Raw genomic sequence first — 19,633 nt, 5'->3', positions numbered from 1 at the left:
TTTCATAACAACACTCCGCAACTTGGAATGATGTCGTACATACCCTTAAAAGACGGCTACTCGTCCAAAATGTCGCTAATGACTCATGGGTACAATCCCTTTATTGCTGAATCAAGTCCTTATCACAGTGGTTATGTCGCAACCATAGATGCAATTACCAAGATTGTTGCCATGGGTGGATCACTCGAAAATATTCGCTTATCATATCAAGAATATTTTGAAAAACTTACATGCGATGAATCTTGGGGGAAACCTTTGGCCAGTCTTCTCGGAGCATTTGAGGTTATGAAAGCTCTCGATATTCCAGCACTGGGTGGTAAAGACTCCATGAGTGGAACGTTTGAAGAGTTGATGGTACCACCGACATTACTTTGCTTTGCTATCCAAGTTATTGAAGGTGGTAATTTAGTCAGTCGATCCCTCAAATCAAATACCTCAACTTTAATTCTTGTTAATGCAGGTTATTCTCACGAAACGTTGCTTGATATTGAAAACTACAGAAGTAAGATGACTCTAATTCATAAACTAATGAATGAACAGAAAATTTTATCTGCTTCAACTGTGACCACTGATATAAAGCACGAAGTTTTAGAAATGACAGCGGATAAGCTCATTGGAGTCGCATTCGAAGAAAATCTACCTGTTGGATTTCTTCCTGGATCTTTAATCTTAGAAGTAGAAAACCTTGAATCTTTGAAGGATTTAGATTATCAAATAATTGGCAAGACACTTAAGAAAATGGAGTTCAACCAACAACCACTTCGTAAACAAATAGATATGTGGGAAAAACCACTCTCTGAAATTTATCAAACTTCGAAATGGCGAACACTACGACCAACACCTAAGGATAAAGCAGATTTTGAACTTAAAAACGATGAAGCATGTTCACTTTTAATTCCAATATTGCCAGGAATGACTGGGGACTTGGAACTTGAGATGAACCTTAAAGCACTTTCTATTCATCATGAATTTATAATTATTCAAACAAATGATTACGAGGCTTCAATTGATCGATTTGTAAATAAAATAGAGAATCACAACACACTATTTCTATGTGATGGTTATAAAATGGTTAACACCGTCTTCAATAGTGGAACACAAATCAGTGTTTTCCTTTCACATCCGAAAGTTAAAAAATCTTTAGAAATGCTTATTTCGAGGAAAGGTTTAATAATTGGTAGTGGAGCTGGCTTTGTCGGATTAATTAATCACAATTACTTCGGTGATGATATCAAAGTTTATTCAAATCCACACCATAAATTTATGCATCGCGATCTAAAGTGTCGTGTCGTATCCGATGAAAATGCGTTATTTCAAAATCAGCTAGGAAATCACTTTGATGTAAGTCTCAATGCGTTTTATTCCGAAATCGAGGTCCAATACTCATTTGATAAAGTGTTTTTAGAAGCTACAGAAACCCTTAGCAATCAACCTATGGTTATAGGAATGCACGCTGCTGAAGGTCGAATAATTGGGACATTGTGTCAAATTGAAAATAATAAATCGTTACTTGCGATGCTATTTGAATATTTCATAGGGGGTAAATAATCATGAAAGTATCTGTAATAATGGGAAGTATTAGTGACAAAGAATGTGTTAAAGATTGTATTAACGTACTCAAGAATTTTAATATTAATTATGAAGTTAAAGTCATCTCAGCACATCGTGCACTCTTCGATCTTCAAGCATATTGCGAACAAGAGAAAGAATGCACAGATGTCTACATAGCCTTTGCTGGAAAAGCTGCGCACCTTGCAGGAGTAATCGCCGGAATCAACATTCAGCCAGTAATTGGTGTTCCTGTGAAATCCACCGCTTTAGATGGAATGGACGCGTTGCTTTCAACCGTACAAATGCCACAAGGAGTCCCTGTTGCTACTGTCGCAATCAATGGCTCTGCAAATGCTGCTTATCTTGCAATTCAAATGTTATCTATTCGTGATCCACAGTTAAAGGAATCACTGATACAGCATAAAGAATCAATGAGAGAACACGTTCTGGATATGAACAAGGCATTGGATTTTTAGATGAGTGGCTTAATTGGATGTATTTCGTTTCAAAACGAAGATGTGATCCCAACACTCATTAAAGGCATATACGGTTTGCAACATCGAGGACAAGATGGGATTGGAATTGGACTGTGGTTAGATGAGACAGAAGTTATCTTTCATCATTCAAGTACGATCGACACTATGAATCCGGTTGATATTCATGCATCTGTCGCATGTGCTATGACACGGTATGCTTTTACAAATCAAAAGAAAAAGGAACCCATGATGCCAATTCGTGTTGATAATTCATTAATCATTGAAGATGGCAAGTCACGTCTTGATGGGGATTATGCACAAGCACAAATTAAAATCAGTCCTTCAAGTATGATATGCAGTCGTGATTTAATGGGAATCAAACCACTTGTCTTAGGAAGAATTAAAAAAACTTGGATTGTTGCATCTGAGTCTTGCGCGATCGAAAGCTTAGGTGGAAGTGTTCTTCGTGATATCATGCCTGGTGAAACCATAGTTATTGATGAAAACGGACTCAAGAGTCTGCAATCATCAAAACACCATCAACCGCATTTGTGTTTATTCGAGATGGTTTATATTGCACGTCCTGATTCCACCATTGATGGTCAACTTGTCTACCAATGTCGACAACAAATGGGACATGAACTTGCGAAAGAACATCCTGTAAACGCTGATATCGTTGTTGGGTCACCTGACTCTGGGATGATAGCAGCGCTCGGTTATTCAGAAGAGACACAGATTCCGTATCAAAAAGCACTGGTAAAAAATCGATATGTAAACCGCACTTTCATCAATGCTAATCCTTCAGAACGAAACAATCACGTTCAAATCAAAATATCAGTTGTCAGTCGGCTGGTAAAAGGAAAGTCGGTTGTTTTAGTAGACGATTCAATTGTAAGGGGAACCACGATCAAACATATTGTGAAACTATTAAAAGAGGCCGGAGCATCCGAAGTACATATTCGTGTTTCATCACCACCCGTCTTATTTGCAGATAATTTAAGTATTGATATTCCAAATCCTAAGAACTTAATGTGTCACGGAAAGACCGAAGAAGATCTTATCCATGAACTAGGATGCGATTCCATTAAATTTTTAAGTTTAGAAAAATTAATATCAAGTTGTCATCAACCGCATTTCTATACAGAATACTTTGATGGCAAATCAATTGCGGAAGATGGAGGTTATTATGGTAAAGACATATAGTGATGCGGGTGTAAATAAAGAAACAGGCTATCATCATGTAGAGAGAATTAAAGAAGCGGTTAATAAGACTCATAGTGTTAATGTTCTCTCCCATCTTGGTGGATTTTCCGGACTCTATGAGTTGGATTGTCATGAAGGAGTGCATCCTGTTTTGGTATCGGGTACTGATGGAGTAGGAACAAAAGTGAAATTGGCTTATGAAATGGGAATTCATGACAGTATTGGCATTGACTGTGTCGCAATGTGTGTTAATGATATTCTATGTCAGGGAGCAAAACCCTTATTTTTCTTGGATTACCTTGCAACAGGTTCTCTGGATCCAGATATCTCTGTCGCAGTCGTTGAAGGAGTTGCGAAGGGGTGTCAAGTGGCAAACATGGCCTTAATCGGTGGTGAAACTGCAGAGATGCCGGGAGTCTATCATGGCTCTGAATATGATCTTGCAGGATTTGCCGTAGGAATCGTTAATAAAGAAGATATTATTACAGGAAATGATATTTCAAAAGGGGATGTTCTTATAGGAATCGAAAGTTCAGGAATCCATAGTAATGGTTTTTCGCTTGTTAGAGCAATCGTTTCAGATCTTAGCTTAAATCAAAAATTTGGTAAAAGTGAGAAAACTCTAGGTCAAGTATTGTTGGAACCAACTCGTATTTATGTATCAGAAATTTTAAATCTTCGAGATCATGTTTCGATTAAAGGAATGGCCCATATTACCGGAGGGGGTCTCTATGAAAACTTACCACGAATTTTACCTCGTAATGTATCTGCACGTGTACAAACAAAAAATATTCCACATCAGGAAATTTTCAGTTTTCTTCAAAATTACGGAAATATCAATATCGAAGAAATGTACAACACCTTCAATATGGGAGTCGGATTCGTCGTTGTTATTGCTGAAGAAGATACCGATAAAACACTTGAATTACTAGGGAATTCCGCCTTTATTTTAGGAACAATTGAAGATGGAAATGGCAACATATGTCTAAAATAAGACATAAACTCGTGGTCATGATTTCTGGAAATGGAAGCAATCTTCAGGCTTTACTGGATAGTGACGCATATTGTGGTGATATCGTATTGGTCGTTTCTAATAATGCCAATGCATACGGACTTGTACGAGCTCAGAAACAGGGAATCGAAACATTCGTTCCTGACAAACATAATTATGATGAATTTCTCAATAAGAAACTTGATGAAGTACAACCGGACGGTATCATATTAGCAGGTTATCTTAAAATAGTTCCGCAGCAGATTGTTAAACAATATCAAAACAAAATCATTAACATTCATCCTTCACTAATTCCCAGTTTTTGCGGAAAAGGGTATTACGGGGCAAAGGTCGCGCAAGTGGCACTTGACTATGGTGTTCGGTACACAGGAGTAACGACCCACTTCGTTTCAGAGCAAGCGGACGAAGGTCCTATTATTTTTCAAGAGATTGTTGCAATTAATTCTGAAGATACAGTAACATCACTAACCAATCGTGTTCTTGAAATTGAACATGCTTTGATTGTAAAAACTGTAGTCTATTTCTGTAATCATTGTTTAAAAGTCGATGGACGTCATGTACTAATAGGAGGGCAACATGAAGCGTAGAGCATTGGTGTCAGTAAGCAATAAGGAAGGGGTTTATGAGTTTTGTCATCAACTTCTTGAATTGGGATGGGAAATCATCTCAACAGGAGGTACCTACTCATATCTTGTGGATCAAGGTTTAACCGTTATTGAAGTTTCACAAATCACTGATTTTCCAGAAATGTTGGATGGGAGGGTTAAAACACTTCATCCAAACATTCACGGAGGCATCTTATCGAAACGAACCCCTGAGCACTCAGCAAGTCTTGAGAAACAAGGAATCGCTAATATTGATATGGTGGTCTGCAATCTTTATCCTTTTGAAGAGAAAATGTTAGAAGGTGCTCCTCATGAGGTTATCGTTGAAAACATTGATATTGGGGGATCTTCAATGATTCGAAGTGCTGCAAAGAATTATCCGTTTACGTTCGTTGTATGTGATAACCAAGATTATCCTACGGTTATTGAGCACATTAACGATACAGACACGAGCTATCGGCTTGAATTAGCAAGAAAGGCTTTCAGTCATACTGCACGATACGATGCGATCATTGCACAATATTTCAATAAATATCTGGGAATATCGAATCCCGATACACTTGTATTACCCTATGATAAAATAGAATCCCTTCGTTATGGTGAAAACCCTCACCAAAATGCTTCATATTATGCGCTTCAAGGTGAAAAGAAAGCATTTAACTATACACAACTCCATGGTAAGGAGCTTTCCTACAACAACATTAATGATTTATCAGGTGCGGTACGCTCGTTACGTTTGTTCCAAGAACCAACTGTTGTTGCCGTGAAACATGCTAATCCTTGTGCCATTGCACAAGCCACAAACATTGAAGAAGCATTCGTTGAAGCGAAGTCTTGTGATCCTGAATCTATTTTCGGAGGCATCATCGCATTAAATAGACCTGTTGATTTAAATACTGCTGTTCATCTTTCGGAAATATTTTTAGAAGTCATCCTAGCACCTTCCTACACGCAAGAAGCATTGGATCTTCTAACACAAAAGAAAAATATTCGCTTATTGGAATGTGAAAATCTCCTTACATTCACGGAACCTTCTTTTTCTACTAAAGATGTCTTAAACGGAATTTTAGTCCAAGAACGTGATAATCAAGATGATAGTGATAGTCTATTTAAAGTTGTCTCAAAAAGAAAACCTACAGATGATGAACTACATGACCTAGACTTTGCTTGGAAAGCGGTAAGGGCCTGTGATTCAAATGCCATTGTCGTTACTAATAATGGTAAGACGCTGGGTATCGGACAAGGTGAGGTTCAAAGATACTGGGCCTGTGAGAAAGCAATTGATAGATCGCATTTTGATGTAAAGGGTAGTGTAATGGCGTCTGATGGGTTCTTCTTTGAAGATACGATTGAGCGGTGCTATAAAGCAGGAATTACCGCAATAATTCAACCTGGAGGGTCTATTAAAGATCCAAAAGTAATTGCATTAGCTGACTCGTACAATATGGCGTTAGTTTTCACTGGAACACGTCACTTTAAACACTAGTATGAAGATTCTTATTATTGGTAGTGGTGGCCGCGAACATGCATTAGCATGGAAATTTAACCAATCACCTCATGTATCTAAAATTTATGTTAGTCCCGGAAATGGGGGAACCTATGAAAATGTCCCCATTGCGGCCAACGATCTTGAAGGACTGTTAACATTTGCTCTTAATCATCGCATTGATCTTACAGTGGTTGGACCCGAAGAACCTCTGTGTATGGGAATTGTGGATCTCTTTGAACAGCATGATTTACGCATCTTTGGACCTAATATGAAATGTGCTAATCTTGAGAAAAGCAAAGATGTATCCAAACAGTTTATGTTAAAACATCAAATCCCAACTGCACACTCTGTTACAGTTACTTCATATGATGATGCGATATCTACGTTAAATAGTTTCAGTTATCCTGTTGTTATCAAAGCCGATGGTCTATGTCTGGGTAAGGGTGTCGTTATTTGCGATGACTTTGTCATGGCGGAAACTACTTTAAGAGATTTCTTTATTAAAAGTAAATTTGGAGAAGAAGGTCGCCGTGTTTTGATTGAAACTTACCTGGATGGCTATGAGACATCATTATTGTGCTTTGTCGCAAACAACCGATGTGTTCCAATGCAAACAGCACGTGATTACAAAAAACTTTACGAGGGTGATCTCGGACCAAATACAGGTGGTGTGGGATGTTATTCTCCTGGTCCACAACTTGATAAGACAATTGAAGAACAAATTTTCACTATTCTGAATAAGATAGAAAATGGATTGTCAGTTGATGGTTATAAATATAATGGAATCCTTTTCATTGGATTGATGATCGTCAACGATATGGTATATGTGTTGGAATTTAATGTTCGTTTTGGAGATCCTGAAACAGAGGTATTACTTCCACGCCTTGAAACAGATCTCGTAGACATTATCAAAAAAATCGAGAACGATACTTTACAATCTGAAGATTTAAAATGGTCTGATTTATCATGTATGACGACGGTAGTAACTGCTTTGGGTTACCCAGAACAATATCGTAAAGGAATTTCTATAGATATCGATGATTCAGAACTAATCTTTCATAATGGTTCTTCTAGAGTAAATAATCAATTAGTATCCAATGGCGGACGCGTTCTATCGTTCATTGAACTTGGTGATAATCTTAAAACTATGAATCAAAAACTAAATCAAAGAATAGATTCATTACAATTTGAAGATAAACAGTATCGCAAAGATATTGGCCTTATATAAATAATTAAACAAAGTCTCTTAGATGAGGCTTTGTTTCTTTTGTTAGTCATTATAAGTCACTGTATTTAATATTTATTTGTTTCGTTGTATAATATGAGTGGTGATAGTTATGTACGAATTAGAAAGACAAGAATTTATGCATTTTATGCGTTTTGTTGACCCACGAAGTGATCATACAATTTCTGCTTATAATTCTGATATCAATCACTATTTAAGCTTTATCGAACAACAAGACATCTTTGAATTAAGAGATATTTCATATCACAATATTACAGATTATCTTGGTGTTCTCAATGAAGAATATGAATTTGCTACGATTCAACGCAAAATCGTAAGTATCAGGCAATTTCATCAATTCTTAATTAAGAGTGGGAAAGTAACACAGGACCCAACTCAGTATTTATCTTTAAAACGGCAGGGAAGCCGATTACCCAAAGTTGCATCCCAAGAAACCATTCAAGCTCTTTTTTCGTTTCCAATCACAACTTTCAAAGACTTATATGATCACACTATCTTGCTGATGCTCTATCGCTGTGGTCTGAGAGTAAGTGAATGCGTCGATCTTTCCTTTAATCAAATTTATAGAGAAGAGAAATGGATTCGAATCATTGGTAAAGGGCTAAAAGAACGGATGATTCCAGTTGCTGACGATGCTTTAAATGCATTGTTTGATTATATTGAAAATGTAAGACCTTCATGGGTAACAGCACAAAGTCCTTATGTATTTATCAATAGCAAGGGCAAACGATTAACACGTCAATATGTTGACGGAATGATTAAGCGTCGCTGTAAACATGCAGGCCTTGAGCCAATATCGGCTCATACACTAAGACATTCTTTTGCGACTGGCATTTTAGAGCAAGGTGTCGATTTACGAATCATTCAAGAATTACTTGGACATTCTGATATTGCAACAACCCAAATATACACCCACGTTCATCAAAATACGATGAAACGTGAATACGATGCTTACCTTAAAGGTGGCTTTTCGAATCAAGGAGGACAAAAAGATGACGAAGAGATTTGATCGTATCATTACAATTGTTATGGATTCTGTCGGTGCTGGCGCAGCACACGATGCAGAAAAATTTGGCGATTTAGGTACCGATACACTCGGACATATTGCTGAATTTGTTGGTGGTTTAAAGATGCCAAATATGGAAAAACTTGGTCTTGGAAATCTCCATGAAATAAAAGGTGTTAAGAAAGTAGATCATCCCGCTGCTTATTATACTAAGATGATTGAAGCGTCAAATGGTAAAGATACCATGACAGGACACTGGGAAATGATGGGATTAAATATCCAAAACCCATTCATTACTTTTACAGAGACAGGATTCCCTAAAGAATTACTTGATGAACTAACTGCTCGTACCGGACATGGTATCATCGGTAACTACTCATCAAGTGGAACCGTTATTCTTGATGAACTTGGTGAAGAACATATGAAAACAGGAGATATGATTGTTTATACTTCTGCTGACTCTGTATTACAAATTGCTGCTCATGAAGAAACATTTGGTCTTGAAGAACTCTATCGCTGCTGTGAGATTGCACGTGAACTTACAATGCGTGATGAATGGAAAGTAGGGCGTGTTATTGCACGACCATTCGTAGGACCTGGTAAAGGAGAATTCACACGTACTCCTAACCGCCATGACTACGCTTTAAAACCATTTGGAAAAACTGCATTAGACTCACTTAAAGAAGCTAATTATGATGTAATTAGTGTTGGTAAAATTGTTGATATCTTCGATAATGAAGGCATTACAGATGCTTACCGTACAAAATCAAACCATCATGGTATGGAAGAAACAATTCGTATTGTAAAAGATATGGACTTTAATGGTTTCTTGTTTGTGAATCTCGTTGATTTTGATGCACTATTTGGTCACCGTCGTAATCCTCAAGGTTATGGTGATGCTCTTGAAGAATTTGATGGCCAATTAGGGGAACTCTTACCATTTATTGGTGAACGTGACCTCTTAATCATTACTGCTGACCACGGTAACGACCCAACCCACACAGGAACAGATCATACTCGAGAAGAGGTTCCAGTACTCTTCTATTCACCTCAATTTGAGGGAAGTGGATTGCTTCCTAAGTCACACACATTCGCAGATCTTGGTGCTACAATCACTGATGCATTTGGGGTTGAACCTACTGCAAACGGTCATTCAATTTTAAATTTACTTAAATAAACCTATTAATACCTAAAAGCCTGTACATTTCATGAGTACAGGCTTTTTTACATGACTTATCATTAAAATTACACATGATATTCACACCAGGCCATTACTATAGTAATAGGGAGATTACTATGTCAAATAACGTAAAAGCACTTATTATATCAATGGTATTTACATTTCTACTCTTTAATGAATATATAATTGCATCGATTTCAGAAATTGTATCAGAAGGCGGTTATTATCCTAGTCCTGAGAAAGCATCTTGGATGGATTCTGTTTTTATCTTTCTCATTCTATGCACACTGATTATTTCATTTTTCTTAACTAAATTTATAATAAAAAAAATACAACAAGATGGCCAATAGCATGACTTTCTTAATATTTCTTAATAAACGTTTCTACTTATATTTTCAAACCAAACCCAATGCTATAATAAAAATAAGAGGAGGTATCTATGAAAAAAATACTCATTGTTGATGATGAAGAAGATATTCGTGCAGTCATCCGATTGCAACTTGAATTTAAAGGTTACGATGTTTCTGAAGCTGTTGACGGCCAAGATGCTATTGACATCATCACCGATTCCAATAATCTCTTTGACTTAATAATTCTCGATATTATGATGCCTCGTGTCACCGGACTTGAAGCGTGTATTAAGATCCGAGAAATGACGAAAGCGCCTATTTTATTTCTAACAGCAAAATCTGGAGAGATCGATATTGTTGAAGCCTATTCAAACGGGGGTGATGATTTCCTCTCCAAGCCGTTTTCTAAAGTAGAACTTCTTGCTAAGGTTGAGGCATTAATCAGACGTTATCGCATTTATAATTATGGATACAATGAAAAAGACAAAACAATTACGACCTTTGAAGGAACTGACTTTGATCTTAAAAACAAAACAGTACGACGTAATAATTCGAAAATTGACCTCACATCTGTAGAAGCAGATATCCTATTCTTGTTGATTACCAATCCAGGAAGAGTGTTCGATGCGAAACAACTGTTTGAAGAAATTTGGAATGAACCTTATTTCGCATCCGCAAACAATACTATCATGGTTCATATCTTCAATATTAGAAAGAAACTGGATACAAGTCAGAATGATTCAATCATAAAAACCGTATGGGGAAAGGGGTATCGTATTGATGGAAAATTTGAAATTTAAGCGATTAAGAACAATTCATATTGCGTATTTTCTCATAAGCTTAATTATCTGTTCGCTGTTTAGTTGGATTTTGTATCTTACAGGGGCACAACTTATCGAAAAATTTTATCTCAAACAAAGTGCCGTTGAGTCACGACGTCTCGCATACGAAGATTCATTCGAAGATTATGTTGTCGATAATAATCTTTCTTCAATGGACTACTATAAAATGTCCTCATGGATAAAGCAAAATCCAGACGTTTATCTTTTCTTGATTGATGAAGAGGGATTTGTAGTTTATGAATCCGGTCATTGGTCAGAGACCGATCCTGTTTATCTTGATGAAACTGTTGTGGAAGAAGTTAAGGGTTTTGACGATGAAGTATTAGAGACGACCATTGCATATCCTGTTCGTGATATTCAATTTGCTGATGGTAACTTTATGTTATATGTCAGTGAATCAACGGAAGTCTTTTGGTACAATCTCATCAAAATAGGTTCAATAGGCTTTGGAATCCTCATGTTTATGTTCTTACAAATTTTATTCACTAATAAAATCATTCGTAAAGTCAAAAGACTCTCCGATGAAGTAACACAAATTGAATGTGGAAATATTAACTATCCTGTTACAAAGGAAGGGTGTAGTGAACTAACACAGCTTGCCTATCATGTTGATTCTATGCGTTTTTCATTGGTTGATCAGATGAAACGAGAACAAGAAGTCGTAAAAACTAATTATGACCTGGTAAGTGAATTGTCTCATGATGTCCGTACACCTCTCACAGCATTGATAGGTTACATGGAGGTATTAGATGAACATCCTGAATTGAGTGAAGAAAAGAAAAGAGACTATATCAGCCGTAGTAAAGATAAAACACTTCAATTAAAACTAATTACCGATAAAATGTTCCAATATTCCTTTAACTTTAATGAAGGATTCATGGATACTAATACACAAGAATACGAACTTATGGTGCTGTTGCCTCAATTGATTTATGAACGAGTATTTGATCTTCAGGCAAATGATTTCGAAGTAACTGTAAATCTTGAAGAAACCGATAAGGTCATACGCGTTGATGTTCAGTATCTTCACCGTCTCTTTGATAATTTATTTAGTAACATCAGTCGTTACGCATTGAAAGAGGGGGTAATTATCACAGGCTTAGATCGTGGTGAAAACTATGTATTAGAATTTGAAAATTTTAAAGATATTGGAAAAATGAATTCAAAGAGTACTAACATTGGGCTAAAAACATGTGCAAATGTTATGCAGCAACTGGGTGGTAACTTTGAAGTACATCAAACCGCAAGTAAATTTATTGTGACGGTATCGTTACTAGTAGAGGACGAAGTATGAAAAATATAACTGAGTATTTAGAGAGAACAGCTGAACTGTACGGTGATAAAAAAGCAATAGTCTGTGAAGATAAATTACTAACTTATGGCGACTATTTATACCATGCGCAGTCTAGTGGAACTGTATTTTCAAAGCTAATGGTACCCAAAAGCCCAATCATAATTTTTATGGAGAAGGGACCTGAAGCGTTGAGCCTCTTCATGGGAGTTGCCTATGCACGGTGCTTCTATATTTTCATAGATCCAAAGCAACATGAAGGACGAATTCAACAAATCCTTGATATTAGTAATGCAAAACTCATGATTACATATGAATCAAGCCTTCCTTCAACAATACAATATTCAGGAAAAACCTTGAATTATCAAGATGTTATTTCTGAAGTACCTGATATAAATGTGCTGAATAAAGTTCAATGTTCTGCTTTAGATACAGATCCGCTTTATTGTAATTTCACTTCGGGAACAACGGGTGTTCCTAAAGGGGTCATTGTAAGTCATGGCTCTGTCATTGATTTCATTGATGAATTTACTACGACCTTCAAGATAACTGATAAAGATATCATTGGAAATCAGGCACCTTTTGATTTTGATGTTTCAGTCAAAGATATATACAGTGCCCTTTCAACCGGAGCAACTCTTGTTGTTATTCCGAAGAGATACTTTTCTGTGATAACTTCATTAATGGATTATCTTATTGATCATGAAATTACGACTTTAATCTGGGCCGTATCTGCCCTTAGCATGCTCGTCCAATTCAAAGGACTGAGTTATAAAGTTCCTGAGCATATCAATAAAATCATGTTTAGTGGTGAGAAAATGCCTTTACCCATTCTAAAGAAACTTCAAAAGTCTTTACCTTCAGTTCTTTACGTTAATCTGTACGGACCTACTGAGATTACATGCAATTGCACCTATGAAGTAATCCCTGAAACGCTAAATGATGATTATGCGATGCCAATCGGGAAGTCATTCCTTAATGAAGAAGTCTTTCTTCTCGACGAAACCAATCATCTCATTACTGAATACGAACAAAAAGGGGAGATATGTGTAACTGGAAGATGTCTTGCCCTGGGTTACTACAACAATCCCGAACAAACAGAAAAATTTTTCGTACAAAATCCTCTCAACAAAGTTTATCCTGAACGCATGTATCGTACGGGTGATTTGGGATATAGAATGCCCGATAACAAGCTTTATTACGTGGGTCGTAAAGACTTCCAAATCAAGCACATGGGACATCGTATTGAATTAGAGGGCATTGAAGTTATGGCCTATAAAAATACATCAGTAAATCAGGCGTGTTGCTTCTATATAGAAGAAAAACATCAAATTATTCTCTGTTATAGTGGTTCAATTGATGCTACCGAATTGAAGAAATATTTTATTGAAAAAGTTGAGTCTTATATGGTTCCAACTATTATCAAGCAATTTGAAAACTTACCCCTCAACAATAATGGCAAGCTTGACCGAAAACAAATTAGACTGGAGTATCAATCACTATGAATTCAAAACTAATCCTAGAACACCAAGATTTATTCGAACATGCCGCTTATATCTTTGACGTTGATGCACTTACGGACCATATTTCAGAGGTAAGGAAGCATCTTAATTCAAATGCGAAACTATGTTATGCAATGAAGGCCAATCCATTTCTTGTGAAAGTATTGGAACCCCATATTGACACTTTCGAGGTCTGTTCGTTTGGTGAGTTCCATATCTGCGAAGACCTTGGAATTGATATGTCGAAAATTGTACTTTCTGGAGTATTTAAAGGAAAGTCAGACATTGATAAGGTTGTGGAAAAGTACGGTTCAACGATCGTTTATACAGCAGAATCTTTAAGACATTGGGAGCTACTCTTTGCTGCTTCACAAGAATTCAATGCCACACTTAATGTTTATTTGCGTTTATCTTCAGGAAGTCAATTTGGAATGTCTAAAGCAGATATTACTTCGATATGCGAAAATATTTCACAATATCCAAGTCTCAATATAGTTGGGATTCACTATTTTGTTGGGACACAGCGAAAAGCAGCCACTAAATATGAAAGAGACTTTAGAAAACTCAATGAGTTTGTCATCTCTTTACCCTATTTAGATTCATCCAAACTTTCGTTAGAATATGGTCCGGGTTTACCCATCGATTACTTTGAAGAAGATGAAAAATTTGAGGATGTTATGACGACTGCGCTTTACGAGGCATTAGAGAAACAAGCAAAAGTTTTACCGGTAACAGTAGAATTAGGGCGATACCTTGTCGCTAATTGTGGTCACTACGTAACTCGCATTGAAGATATAAAACATCATCGTGACCTTCATATCGCCATCGTTAATGGGGGAATGCACCAAGTAAATTACTTCGGACAGTCAATGGCAATGAAGACACCACCTTTTAAACATATTGAAACTCATGTATCGCAACGCGATGAAACAGAATCTTGGACACTTTGTGGTGCGTTATGCACGACAAGCGATATTCTTGTAAAGAGTTGCGAACTTAAGAATGTAAATATAGGAGATTTCCTTATTTTTGACAAGGTAGGAGCCTACTCAGTTACTGAAGGAATCGCACTTTTTCTAAGTCGCGACTTACCACAAGTATACTTCTACTCAGAAGCAAAAGGACTCACAAAAGTTAGAAATTCGATTGAAACATACCCATTAAACATGGCAAAGGAGCAATAATTATGGATAAATTATTAGATATACTCGTAGAAATCAACCCAAGCATTGATTATGAAAAAGCAACGGGACTTGTAGATGACAGTTTACTTGATTCACTTTCAATCTTATCACTCGTTACTGAAATTGAATCAGAGTTTGATATCGATATTTCACCGATAGATTTAATACCAGCTAATTTCAATTCTATGGATTCATTGTGGAAGTTAATTTGTAGATTGCGAGACGAGGCATAGTGTCGTACGTTTCACCACTTTATTTTGCTCTGTTTCTGCCATTTACATTTCTTATTTATCAAGTATTCCCTTCAAAATATCGGTGGGTAACGTTGTTATTGGTAAGTATGCTATTTTATTTTCTTGTAAGTTCATGGTTGATTTTAATCATAATCATCACAACATTCGTAATTTATAGTGCGGGGTTGTTGCTTGATTTCATTTCGAAACGAAGCTTAGTGAAACAGGATCTTGAACCTGAAATTGCGACTGTTGAAAGACAACAAAGCCAATTCAAAAAGAAGAGGGTAACAAAGTGGACGATTATTATAATCCTCGGAACACTAATAGTTCTAAAGTATGCGCCTTTCATTACATCTTCTATAAATTCGGCTCTGGCTTATCTGTCAATAGAAGCTAAAGTTCCAATATTAAAGTTTGTGGTTCCTTTGGGTATCTCTTTCTATTCTTTACAAGCCATTTCATACTGTGTTGATGTCTATAGAGGCGTCGTTTCAGCTGAAAGAAACTATTTTAAATTACTTCTTTTTCTCAGTTTCTTCCCTACAATTATGCAAGGACCGATTGCACGTTATAGTGATGTTAAAGAGACACTCTTTGCAGGAACAGCCATTAACTCCGATTCGTTTGTTCATGGTATCCAGCGAATCTTCTGGGGTCTTTTCAAAAAAATAATGATTGCTGATCGCCTCAACTCACTTGTGATTGCAATTATCGATGCTGATAATGCGCAATTTGCAGGTTCAATTATGCTTTTAGGGGCAGCAATCTATACCATTCAGCTCTACATGGATTTCTCCGGTATTGTAGATATTAGTTTAGGCACCGCCGAAATTTTCAATATCAAACTTCCCGAAAACTTCAGACAACCATTTTTTGCAAAAACAGTGACTGACTTTTGGAAACGTTGGCATATTACTTTGGGATCATGGTTGAAAGATTATGTATTCTATCCGGTCATGTTATCCCGAAGAATTAAATCATTGACTAAGAAAACGCGTAAAAAGTTTGGAAAACATGCCTCTTTAATTATTACTAATGCGATTGCGTTGTTTGTGGTTTGGTTATGTAATGGATTCTGGCATGGTTCAGGTTGGAATTTTGTCATGTATGGGATGTATTATTTCACACTCATTACACTTGCTTTGATTGTTGAACCGTTTATGGAAAAAGTCAAAACAATATTACACCTCGACAACCATAAGATATTGTTACGTACGATTCAAGCAACCAAAATGGCACTAATCATAATGATTGGTGAACTTATATTCCGTGTGGAGAGTATACGTAAGATATTGATCATTTTCAAGAATATTTTATTTAATTTTAATGTTTCTGAGCTCACTACAGATTTATTGGCACGTTTCAAGTTTGACATAGGGGACGCTTGGATTGTTCTGATTGCAATAATACTCGTATTTATTGTAGATTTCCTTAAAGAACGTAATATTAACCCTCTTGATAAACTAAATTCCTTGCCAATCTGGGCACGTTGGACACTTTCCTATGTCTTCATAGTATCAATTGTTGTCTTCGGCGCATATGGCAACGGATACACCCCAGTAGATATTATTTACGCTGGATTCTAGGAGGTCTTGAATGAAAAAAGGAAAAAAACTTATGAAATTCATACTCTTTGTCACAATACTTGGACTTATTTTACTGGTTCTTTCAAAGGGATTTTCTGTTAAAGAAATATCTGGTATTGAATCGGAAAAAGAAAATTCGGTTGATTATCTAGTTCTCGGAGATAGTGAGGCCTATACTTCTATTTCGCCCATGGAAATTTGGAATGAAAGAGGGTATACAGGCTACAATCTGGGAGTTTCCGCACAAACACTTCAGAGAGGGTTGGATGTTTTTCAAAAAGCAATTGAGAATCAAAAGCCTAAAATATTATTAATTGAATCTAATTTTATATTCAGAAACAAAGGGTTCATTAATGATGCGGAAAGTTTCATATCAACATTATTCACGAACCACTTTTCAATATTTAATGATCATACAAATTGGAAAAAGATGATCAAAGAAGGAAAATTACCGTCCTTTGATGATCAAGAGTTTGTTTCAAATCCACTGAAAGGATATCGATACCGCTTTGAGGTAAAACCTTATACAAAAGGGGAATATGTTAATCCAACTCAAAATAGAGTATCTGTACCAACGTATCAAAAATTTATTCTTGATCAAATTATGGAAATTTGTAATAACAATGATATAAAAGTTATCTTCTACTCAGCACCTACTCCTGTAAATTGGGGCTATTCAAATCATAATACAGTAGCAGATCTGGCAAAGGAATATGGTTGCGAATACGTTGATCTTAATCTACTTACGAAACAATTAGAAATTGATTGGAACAAAGATACCTATGATGCTGGCGACCATCTAAATTTTAATGGTACGCTAAAAGTTACAAAATATATATCGGAGTACTTATCAAAGAATACAAACTTAGAGGATTTGCGACACAATTCCAATTATACTAATTGGGAAGAAGATTATCAAAAATACGCAGAAATAATCAAAGCAAAAAAATCTTAAGTGTGATTTACAATTTATCATCATTCTTACACTTATTTGTTATCAATACATACTAGAATATTAAGTGAAGAAATACTTAATACTAAAGGAGACAAACATGGAAAAACTACTAGCAATTTTAAATCAAATTAATCCTACTATCGATTATGATACAGTAACCGATCTTGTAGACGGGGGACATTTAGACTCTATGTCAATTCTTGAACTCGTTACCGAACTTGAATCAGAATTCGATGTTGACATTTCGCCCATCGATTTAGTGCCAGCTAACTTTAACTCAGCGAGTGCATTATGGAACTTAATGTGTAGATTGCGAGACGAAGCATAGTGTCATACGTATCGCCCGTATATTTTGTACTTTTTCTCCCCATTACACTACTAAGTTATCAGTTAGCCCCTAAAAAGTTTCGCTGGGGGGTTTTACTGTTTTCAAGTTTTGTATTCTATATTTTAATCAGTAAGTGGCAATTTGTATTTGTTTTACTTACGACGTTGTTGATATATTTATTCGGATTGGGTATCAGTCATATCGATTCTAAAAGTATTCCTAAAGAGGATGAAGCAAGTCAGAATCTCCGTGAATTAAAGACACAAGCACTCATTAAAAAGAGACATTTCTTGAAAATAGTTATTGGGTTCGTACTTCTTATTCTGATTGTATTGAAATATTCACCCTTTATTTCTAAAAACGTCCAAACAATAGTTTCATCACTTTCTTTTGGTGTTGAAATTCCAATTATGAAATTTATTGTTCCACTGGGGATTTCATTCTATTCACTTCAGGCAATATCATATTGCGTGGATATTTATAGAGGTGTCATTCAACCCGAAAAGAACTTTCTAAAATTGTGTCTCTATCTTTGTTTTTTTCCAACTATCATGCAGGGACCGATTACAAGATATAACGATATTGCGCCATCATTATATGCTGGGAATCCTATTACAATGACATCGCTTAGTGGCGGTTTGCAACGAATCATCTGGGGATTCTTTAAAAAGATAGTAATCGCGGATCGTCTCAATGCACTTGTTTCCGCAATCCTTGATGTGAATCATAGTAATTTTTCAGGATCAGTTATCTTGTTTGGAGCACTCATTTATACTATCCAATTATATATGGACTTTTCCGGTATCGTTGATATTTGTATCGGAACCAGTGATATATTCAATATTAAAGTACCTGAAAACTTTCGCCAACCATTCTTTGCTAAGACTGTTACAGAATTTTGGAAACGCTGGCATATGACACTTGGAGCATGGTTAAAGGACTATGTCTTTTATCCAGTTATGCTTTCGCGCCATATTAAATCACTGACAAAGAAAACACGAAAAAAATTCGGTAAAAATGCGTCGCTTATCATTACGAATGCAATTGCATTGTTTGTTGTTTGGCTTTGCAATGGCTTTTGGCATGGTGCTGGATGGAATTTTGTTTTATACGGAATGTATTATTTTACCTTAATCACATTAGCTCTTATATTTGAACCGGTATTTATCAAAATTAAAGACGTCTTGAAGTTAGATCAACATCCGTTCACCTTAAGGTTTATTCAAACAGTAAAAATGTCTGTGATTATTATCTTTGGTGAGCTAATCTTCAGAGTCGAAAGTATCCAAAAGCTCATTATGATGTTTAAAAATGTCATCTTTAAATTTCGACTTTCATATTTTGTAAATGGACTAAACAGTGTTCCTGCTTTCAACATCGTCGATATAGCAGTAGTCCTCATTGCAGTTATCGTCGTCTTCGCAGTTGATATGTTGAAAGAGAAGGGGTTCGATCCATTCCAAACGGTTATCACGTGGCCAACATGGGCACGTTGGAGTCTGACCTACACATTTATTTTAGTAATCGTAATTTTTGGAGCATATGGTAACGGGTATGCACCTGTAGATATCATCTATGCAGGATTTTAGGA

The 19,633-nt window shown here is 36.2% G+C and carries 19 protein-coding genes; all 19 read left to right on the top strand.

What is annotated here, in order from left to right; all coding sequences use genetic code 11:
• Positions 1-78 precede the first annotated feature (78 nt).
• The 19 genes from H9L01_RS08125 (at position 79) to H9L01_RS08035 (ending at position 19,631) form a co-directional block, all read left to right on the top strand.
• On the top strand, positions 79-1,548 hold the full coding sequence (locus tag H9L01_RS08125; RefSeq protein ID WP_187533462.1) for a phosphoribosylformylglycinamidine synthase: 1,470 nt from the start codon (positions 79-81) through the stop codon (positions 1,546-1,548).
• 2 nt (positions 1,549-1,550) lie between these two features.
• Entirely contained in the window at positions 1,551-2,027 is a 477-nt protein-coding gene (gene purE, locus H9L01_RS08120; RefSeq protein ID WP_187533461.1) for a 5-(carboxyamino)imidazole ribonucleotide mutase, read from the top strand.
• Complete coding sequence (locus tag H9L01_RS08115) at positions 2,028-3,230, top strand: amidophosphoribosyltransferase (RefSeq protein WP_187533460.1); 1,203 nt, start codon at positions 2,028-2,030, stop codon at positions 3,228-3,230.
• Positions 3,214-4,224 carry a phosphoribosylformylglycinamidine cyclo-ligase gene (gene purM / locus H9L01_RS08110; RefSeq protein ID WP_187533459.1) on the top strand — a complete coding sequence of 337 codons (1,011 nt, stop codon included), beginning with the start codon at positions 3,214-3,216 and terminating at the stop codon, positions 4,222-4,224. Before H9L01_RS08115 ends, purM begins: the two co-directional genes overlap by 17 nt.
• Positions 4,212-4,829 carry a phosphoribosylglycinamide formyltransferase gene (gene purN, locus H9L01_RS08105; protein ID WP_187533458.1) on the top strand — a complete coding sequence of 206 codons (618 nt, stop codon included), beginning with the start codon at positions 4,212-4,214 and terminating at the stop codon, positions 4,827-4,829. Before purM ends, purN begins: the two co-directional genes overlap by 13 nt.
• Positions 4,819-6,333 (top strand): bifunctional phosphoribosylaminoimidazolecarboxamide formyltransferase/IMP cyclohydrolase, encoded by a 1,515-nt coding sequence (gene purH / locus H9L01_RS08100; protein ID WP_187533457.1) that lies wholly within the window; start codon positions 4,819-4,821, stop codon positions 6,331-6,333. Before purN ends, purH begins: the two co-directional genes overlap by 11 nt.
• 1 nt (position 6,334) lies before the next feature.
• On the top strand, positions 6,335-7,564 hold the full coding sequence (purD, locus tag H9L01_RS08095; RefSeq protein WP_187533456.1) for a phosphoribosylamine--glycine ligase: 1,230 nt from the start codon (positions 6,335-6,337) through the stop codon (positions 7,562-7,564).
• 109 nt (positions 7,565-7,673) lie between these two features.
• Positions 7,674-8,591 carry a tyrosine-type recombinase/integrase gene (locus H9L01_RS08090; RefSeq protein WP_187533455.1) on the top strand — a complete coding sequence of 306 codons (918 nt, stop codon included), beginning with the start codon at positions 7,674-7,676 and terminating at the stop codon, positions 8,589-8,591.
• The gene (locus tag H9L01_RS08085; protein WP_187533454.1) at positions 8,575-9,765 is read left to right on the top strand and encodes a phosphopentomutase; all 1,191 of its coding nucleotides are present in this window, start codon (positions 8,575-8,577) and stop codon (positions 9,763-9,765) included. Before H9L01_RS08090 ends, H9L01_RS08085 begins: the two co-directional genes overlap by 17 nt.
• A gap of 119 nt (positions 9,766-9,884) precedes the next feature.
• The gene (locus H9L01_RS08080; protein ID WP_187533453.1) at positions 9,885-10,118 is read left to right on the top strand and encodes a hypothetical protein; all 234 of its coding nucleotides are present in this window, start codon (positions 9,885-9,887) and stop codon (positions 10,116-10,118) included.
• An 89-nt stretch (positions 10,119-10,207) separates the two neighbouring features.
• Positions 10,208-10,918, top strand: coding sequence for a response regulator transcription factor (locus tag H9L01_RS08075; RefSeq protein ID WP_187533452.1), 711 nt, complete (start codon positions 10,208-10,210; stop codon positions 10,916-10,918).
• Positions 10,899-12,254, top strand: a complete 1,356-nt coding sequence (locus H9L01_RS08070; RefSeq protein WP_187533451.1) for a HAMP domain-containing sensor histidine kinase — start codon at positions 10,899-10,901, stop codon at positions 12,252-12,254. Before H9L01_RS08075 ends, H9L01_RS08070 begins: the two co-directional genes overlap by 20 nt.
• A complete protein-coding gene (locus H9L01_RS08065) occupies positions 12,251-13,756 on the top strand; it encodes an AMP-binding protein (RefSeq protein ID WP_187533450.1) in 1,506 nt (501 codons plus the stop codon). Before H9L01_RS08070 ends, H9L01_RS08065 begins: the two co-directional genes overlap by 4 nt.
• Positions 13,753-14,937: an alanine racemase gene (locus H9L01_RS08060; protein WP_187533449.1), complete on the top strand. Its 1,185-nt coding sequence runs from the start codon at positions 13,753-13,755 to the stop codon at positions 14,935-14,937. Before H9L01_RS08065 ends, H9L01_RS08060 begins: the two co-directional genes overlap by 4 nt.
• Before the next feature lie 2 nt (positions 14,938-14,939).
• Positions 14,940-15,170, top strand: coding sequence for an acyl carrier protein (locus H9L01_RS08055; protein ID WP_187533448.1), 231 nt, complete (start codon positions 14,940-14,942; stop codon positions 15,168-15,170).
• A 107-nt stretch (positions 15,171-15,277) separates the two neighbouring features.
• The gene (locus tag H9L01_RS08050; protein ID WP_187533447.1) at positions 15,278-16,759 is read left to right on the top strand and encodes an MBOAT family O-acyltransferase; all 1,482 of its coding nucleotides are present in this window, start codon (positions 15,278-15,280) and stop codon (positions 16,757-16,759) included.
• 10 nt (positions 16,760-16,769) lie between these two features.
• Complete coding sequence (locus H9L01_RS08045) at positions 16,770-17,714, top strand: SGNH/GDSL hydrolase family protein (protein WP_187533446.1); 945 nt, start codon at positions 16,770-16,772, stop codon at positions 17,712-17,714.
• A gap of 97 nt (positions 17,715-17,811) precedes the next feature.
• A complete protein-coding gene (locus tag H9L01_RS08040) occupies positions 17,812-18,042 on the top strand; it encodes an acyl carrier protein (protein ID WP_187533445.1) in 231 nt (76 codons plus the stop codon).
• Between the two features lie 164 nt (positions 18,043-18,206).
• Complete coding sequence (locus H9L01_RS08035; RefSeq protein WP_187533444.1) at positions 18,207-19,631, top strand: MBOAT family O-acyltransferase; 1,425 nt, start codon at positions 18,207-18,209, stop codon at positions 19,629-19,631.
• Positions 19,632-19,633: the final 2 nt, after the last annotated feature.

Source organism: Erysipelothrix inopinata, from assembly GCF_014396165.1.
Taxonomy (GTDB): Bacteria; Bacillota_I; Bacilli_A; order Erysipelotrichales; family Erysipelotrichaceae; genus Erysipelothrix; species Erysipelothrix inopinata.
Note: the sequence above shows the minus strand (reverse complement) of the source record. Positions and strands in the feature narration are given on the sequence as shown.

What these genes read in the sequence shown, in the direction of transcription:
- H9L01_RS08050 (WP_187533447.1), top strand. Translation starts at nt 15,278, where the DNA reads ATGCTATTTTATTTTCTTGTAAGTTCATGGTTGATTTTAATCATAATC.
- H9L01_RS08040 (WP_187533445.1), top strand. Translation starts at nt 17,812, where the DNA reads ATGGAAAAACTACTAGCAATTTTAAATCAAATTAATCCTACTATCGAT.
- H9L01_RS08125 (WP_187533462.1), top strand. Translation starts at nt 79, where the DNA reads ATGACTCATGGGTACAATCCCTTTATTGCTGAATCAAGTCCTTATCAC.
- purE (WP_187533461.1), top strand. Translation starts at nt 1,551, where the DNA reads ATGAAAGTATCTGTAATAATGGGAAGTATTAGTGACAAAGAATGTGTT.
- H9L01_RS08045 (WP_187533446.1), top strand. Translation starts at nt 16,770, where the DNA reads ATGAAAAAAGGAAAAAAACTTATGAAATTCATACTCTTTGTCACAATA.
- purN (WP_187533458.1), top strand. Translation starts at nt 4,212, where the DNA reads ATGTCTAAAATAAGACATAAACTCGTGGTCATGATTTCTGGAAATGGA.
- purM (WP_187533459.1), top strand. Translation starts at nt 3,214, where the DNA reads ATGGTAAAGACATATAGTGATGCGGGTGTAAATAAAGAAACAGGCTAT.
- H9L01_RS08115 (WP_187533460.1), top strand. Translation starts at nt 2,028, where the DNA reads ATGAGTGGCTTAATTGGATGTATTTCGTTTCAAAACGAAGATGTGATC.
- purD (WP_187533456.1), top strand. Translation starts at nt 6,335, where the DNA reads ATGAAGATTCTTATTATTGGTAGTGGTGGCCGCGAACATGCATTAGCA.
- H9L01_RS08090 (WP_187533455.1), top strand. Translation starts at nt 7,674, where the DNA reads ATGTACGAATTAGAAAGACAAGAATTTATGCATTTTATGCGTTTTGTT.
- H9L01_RS08070 (WP_187533451.1), top strand. Translation starts at nt 10,899, where the DNA reads ATGGAAAATTTGAAATTTAAGCGATTAAGAACAATTCATATTGCGTAT.
- H9L01_RS08085 (WP_187533454.1), top strand. Translation starts at nt 8,575, where the DNA reads ATGACGAAGAGATTTGATCGTATCATTACAATTGTTATGGATTCTGTC.
- H9L01_RS08055 (WP_187533448.1), top strand. Translation starts at nt 14,940, where the DNA reads ATGGATAAATTATTAGATATACTCGTAGAAATCAACCCAAGCATTGAT.
- H9L01_RS08080 (WP_187533453.1), top strand. Translation starts at nt 9,885, where the DNA reads ATGTCAAATAACGTAAAAGCACTTATTATATCAATGGTATTTACATTT.
- purH (WP_187533457.1), top strand. Translation starts at nt 4,819, where the DNA reads ATGAAGCGTAGAGCATTGGTGTCAGTAAGCAATAAGGAAGGGGTTTAT.
- H9L01_RS08075 (WP_187533452.1), top strand. Translation starts at nt 10,208, where the DNA reads ATGAAAAAAATACTCATTGTTGATGATGAAGAAGATATTCGTGCAGTC.
- H9L01_RS08060 (WP_187533449.1), top strand. Translation starts at nt 13,753, where the DNA reads ATGAATTCAAAACTAATCCTAGAACACCAAGATTTATTCGAACATGCC.
- H9L01_RS08065 (WP_187533450.1), top strand. Translation starts at nt 12,251, where the DNA reads ATGAAAAATATAACTGAGTATTTAGAGAGAACAGCTGAACTGTACGGT.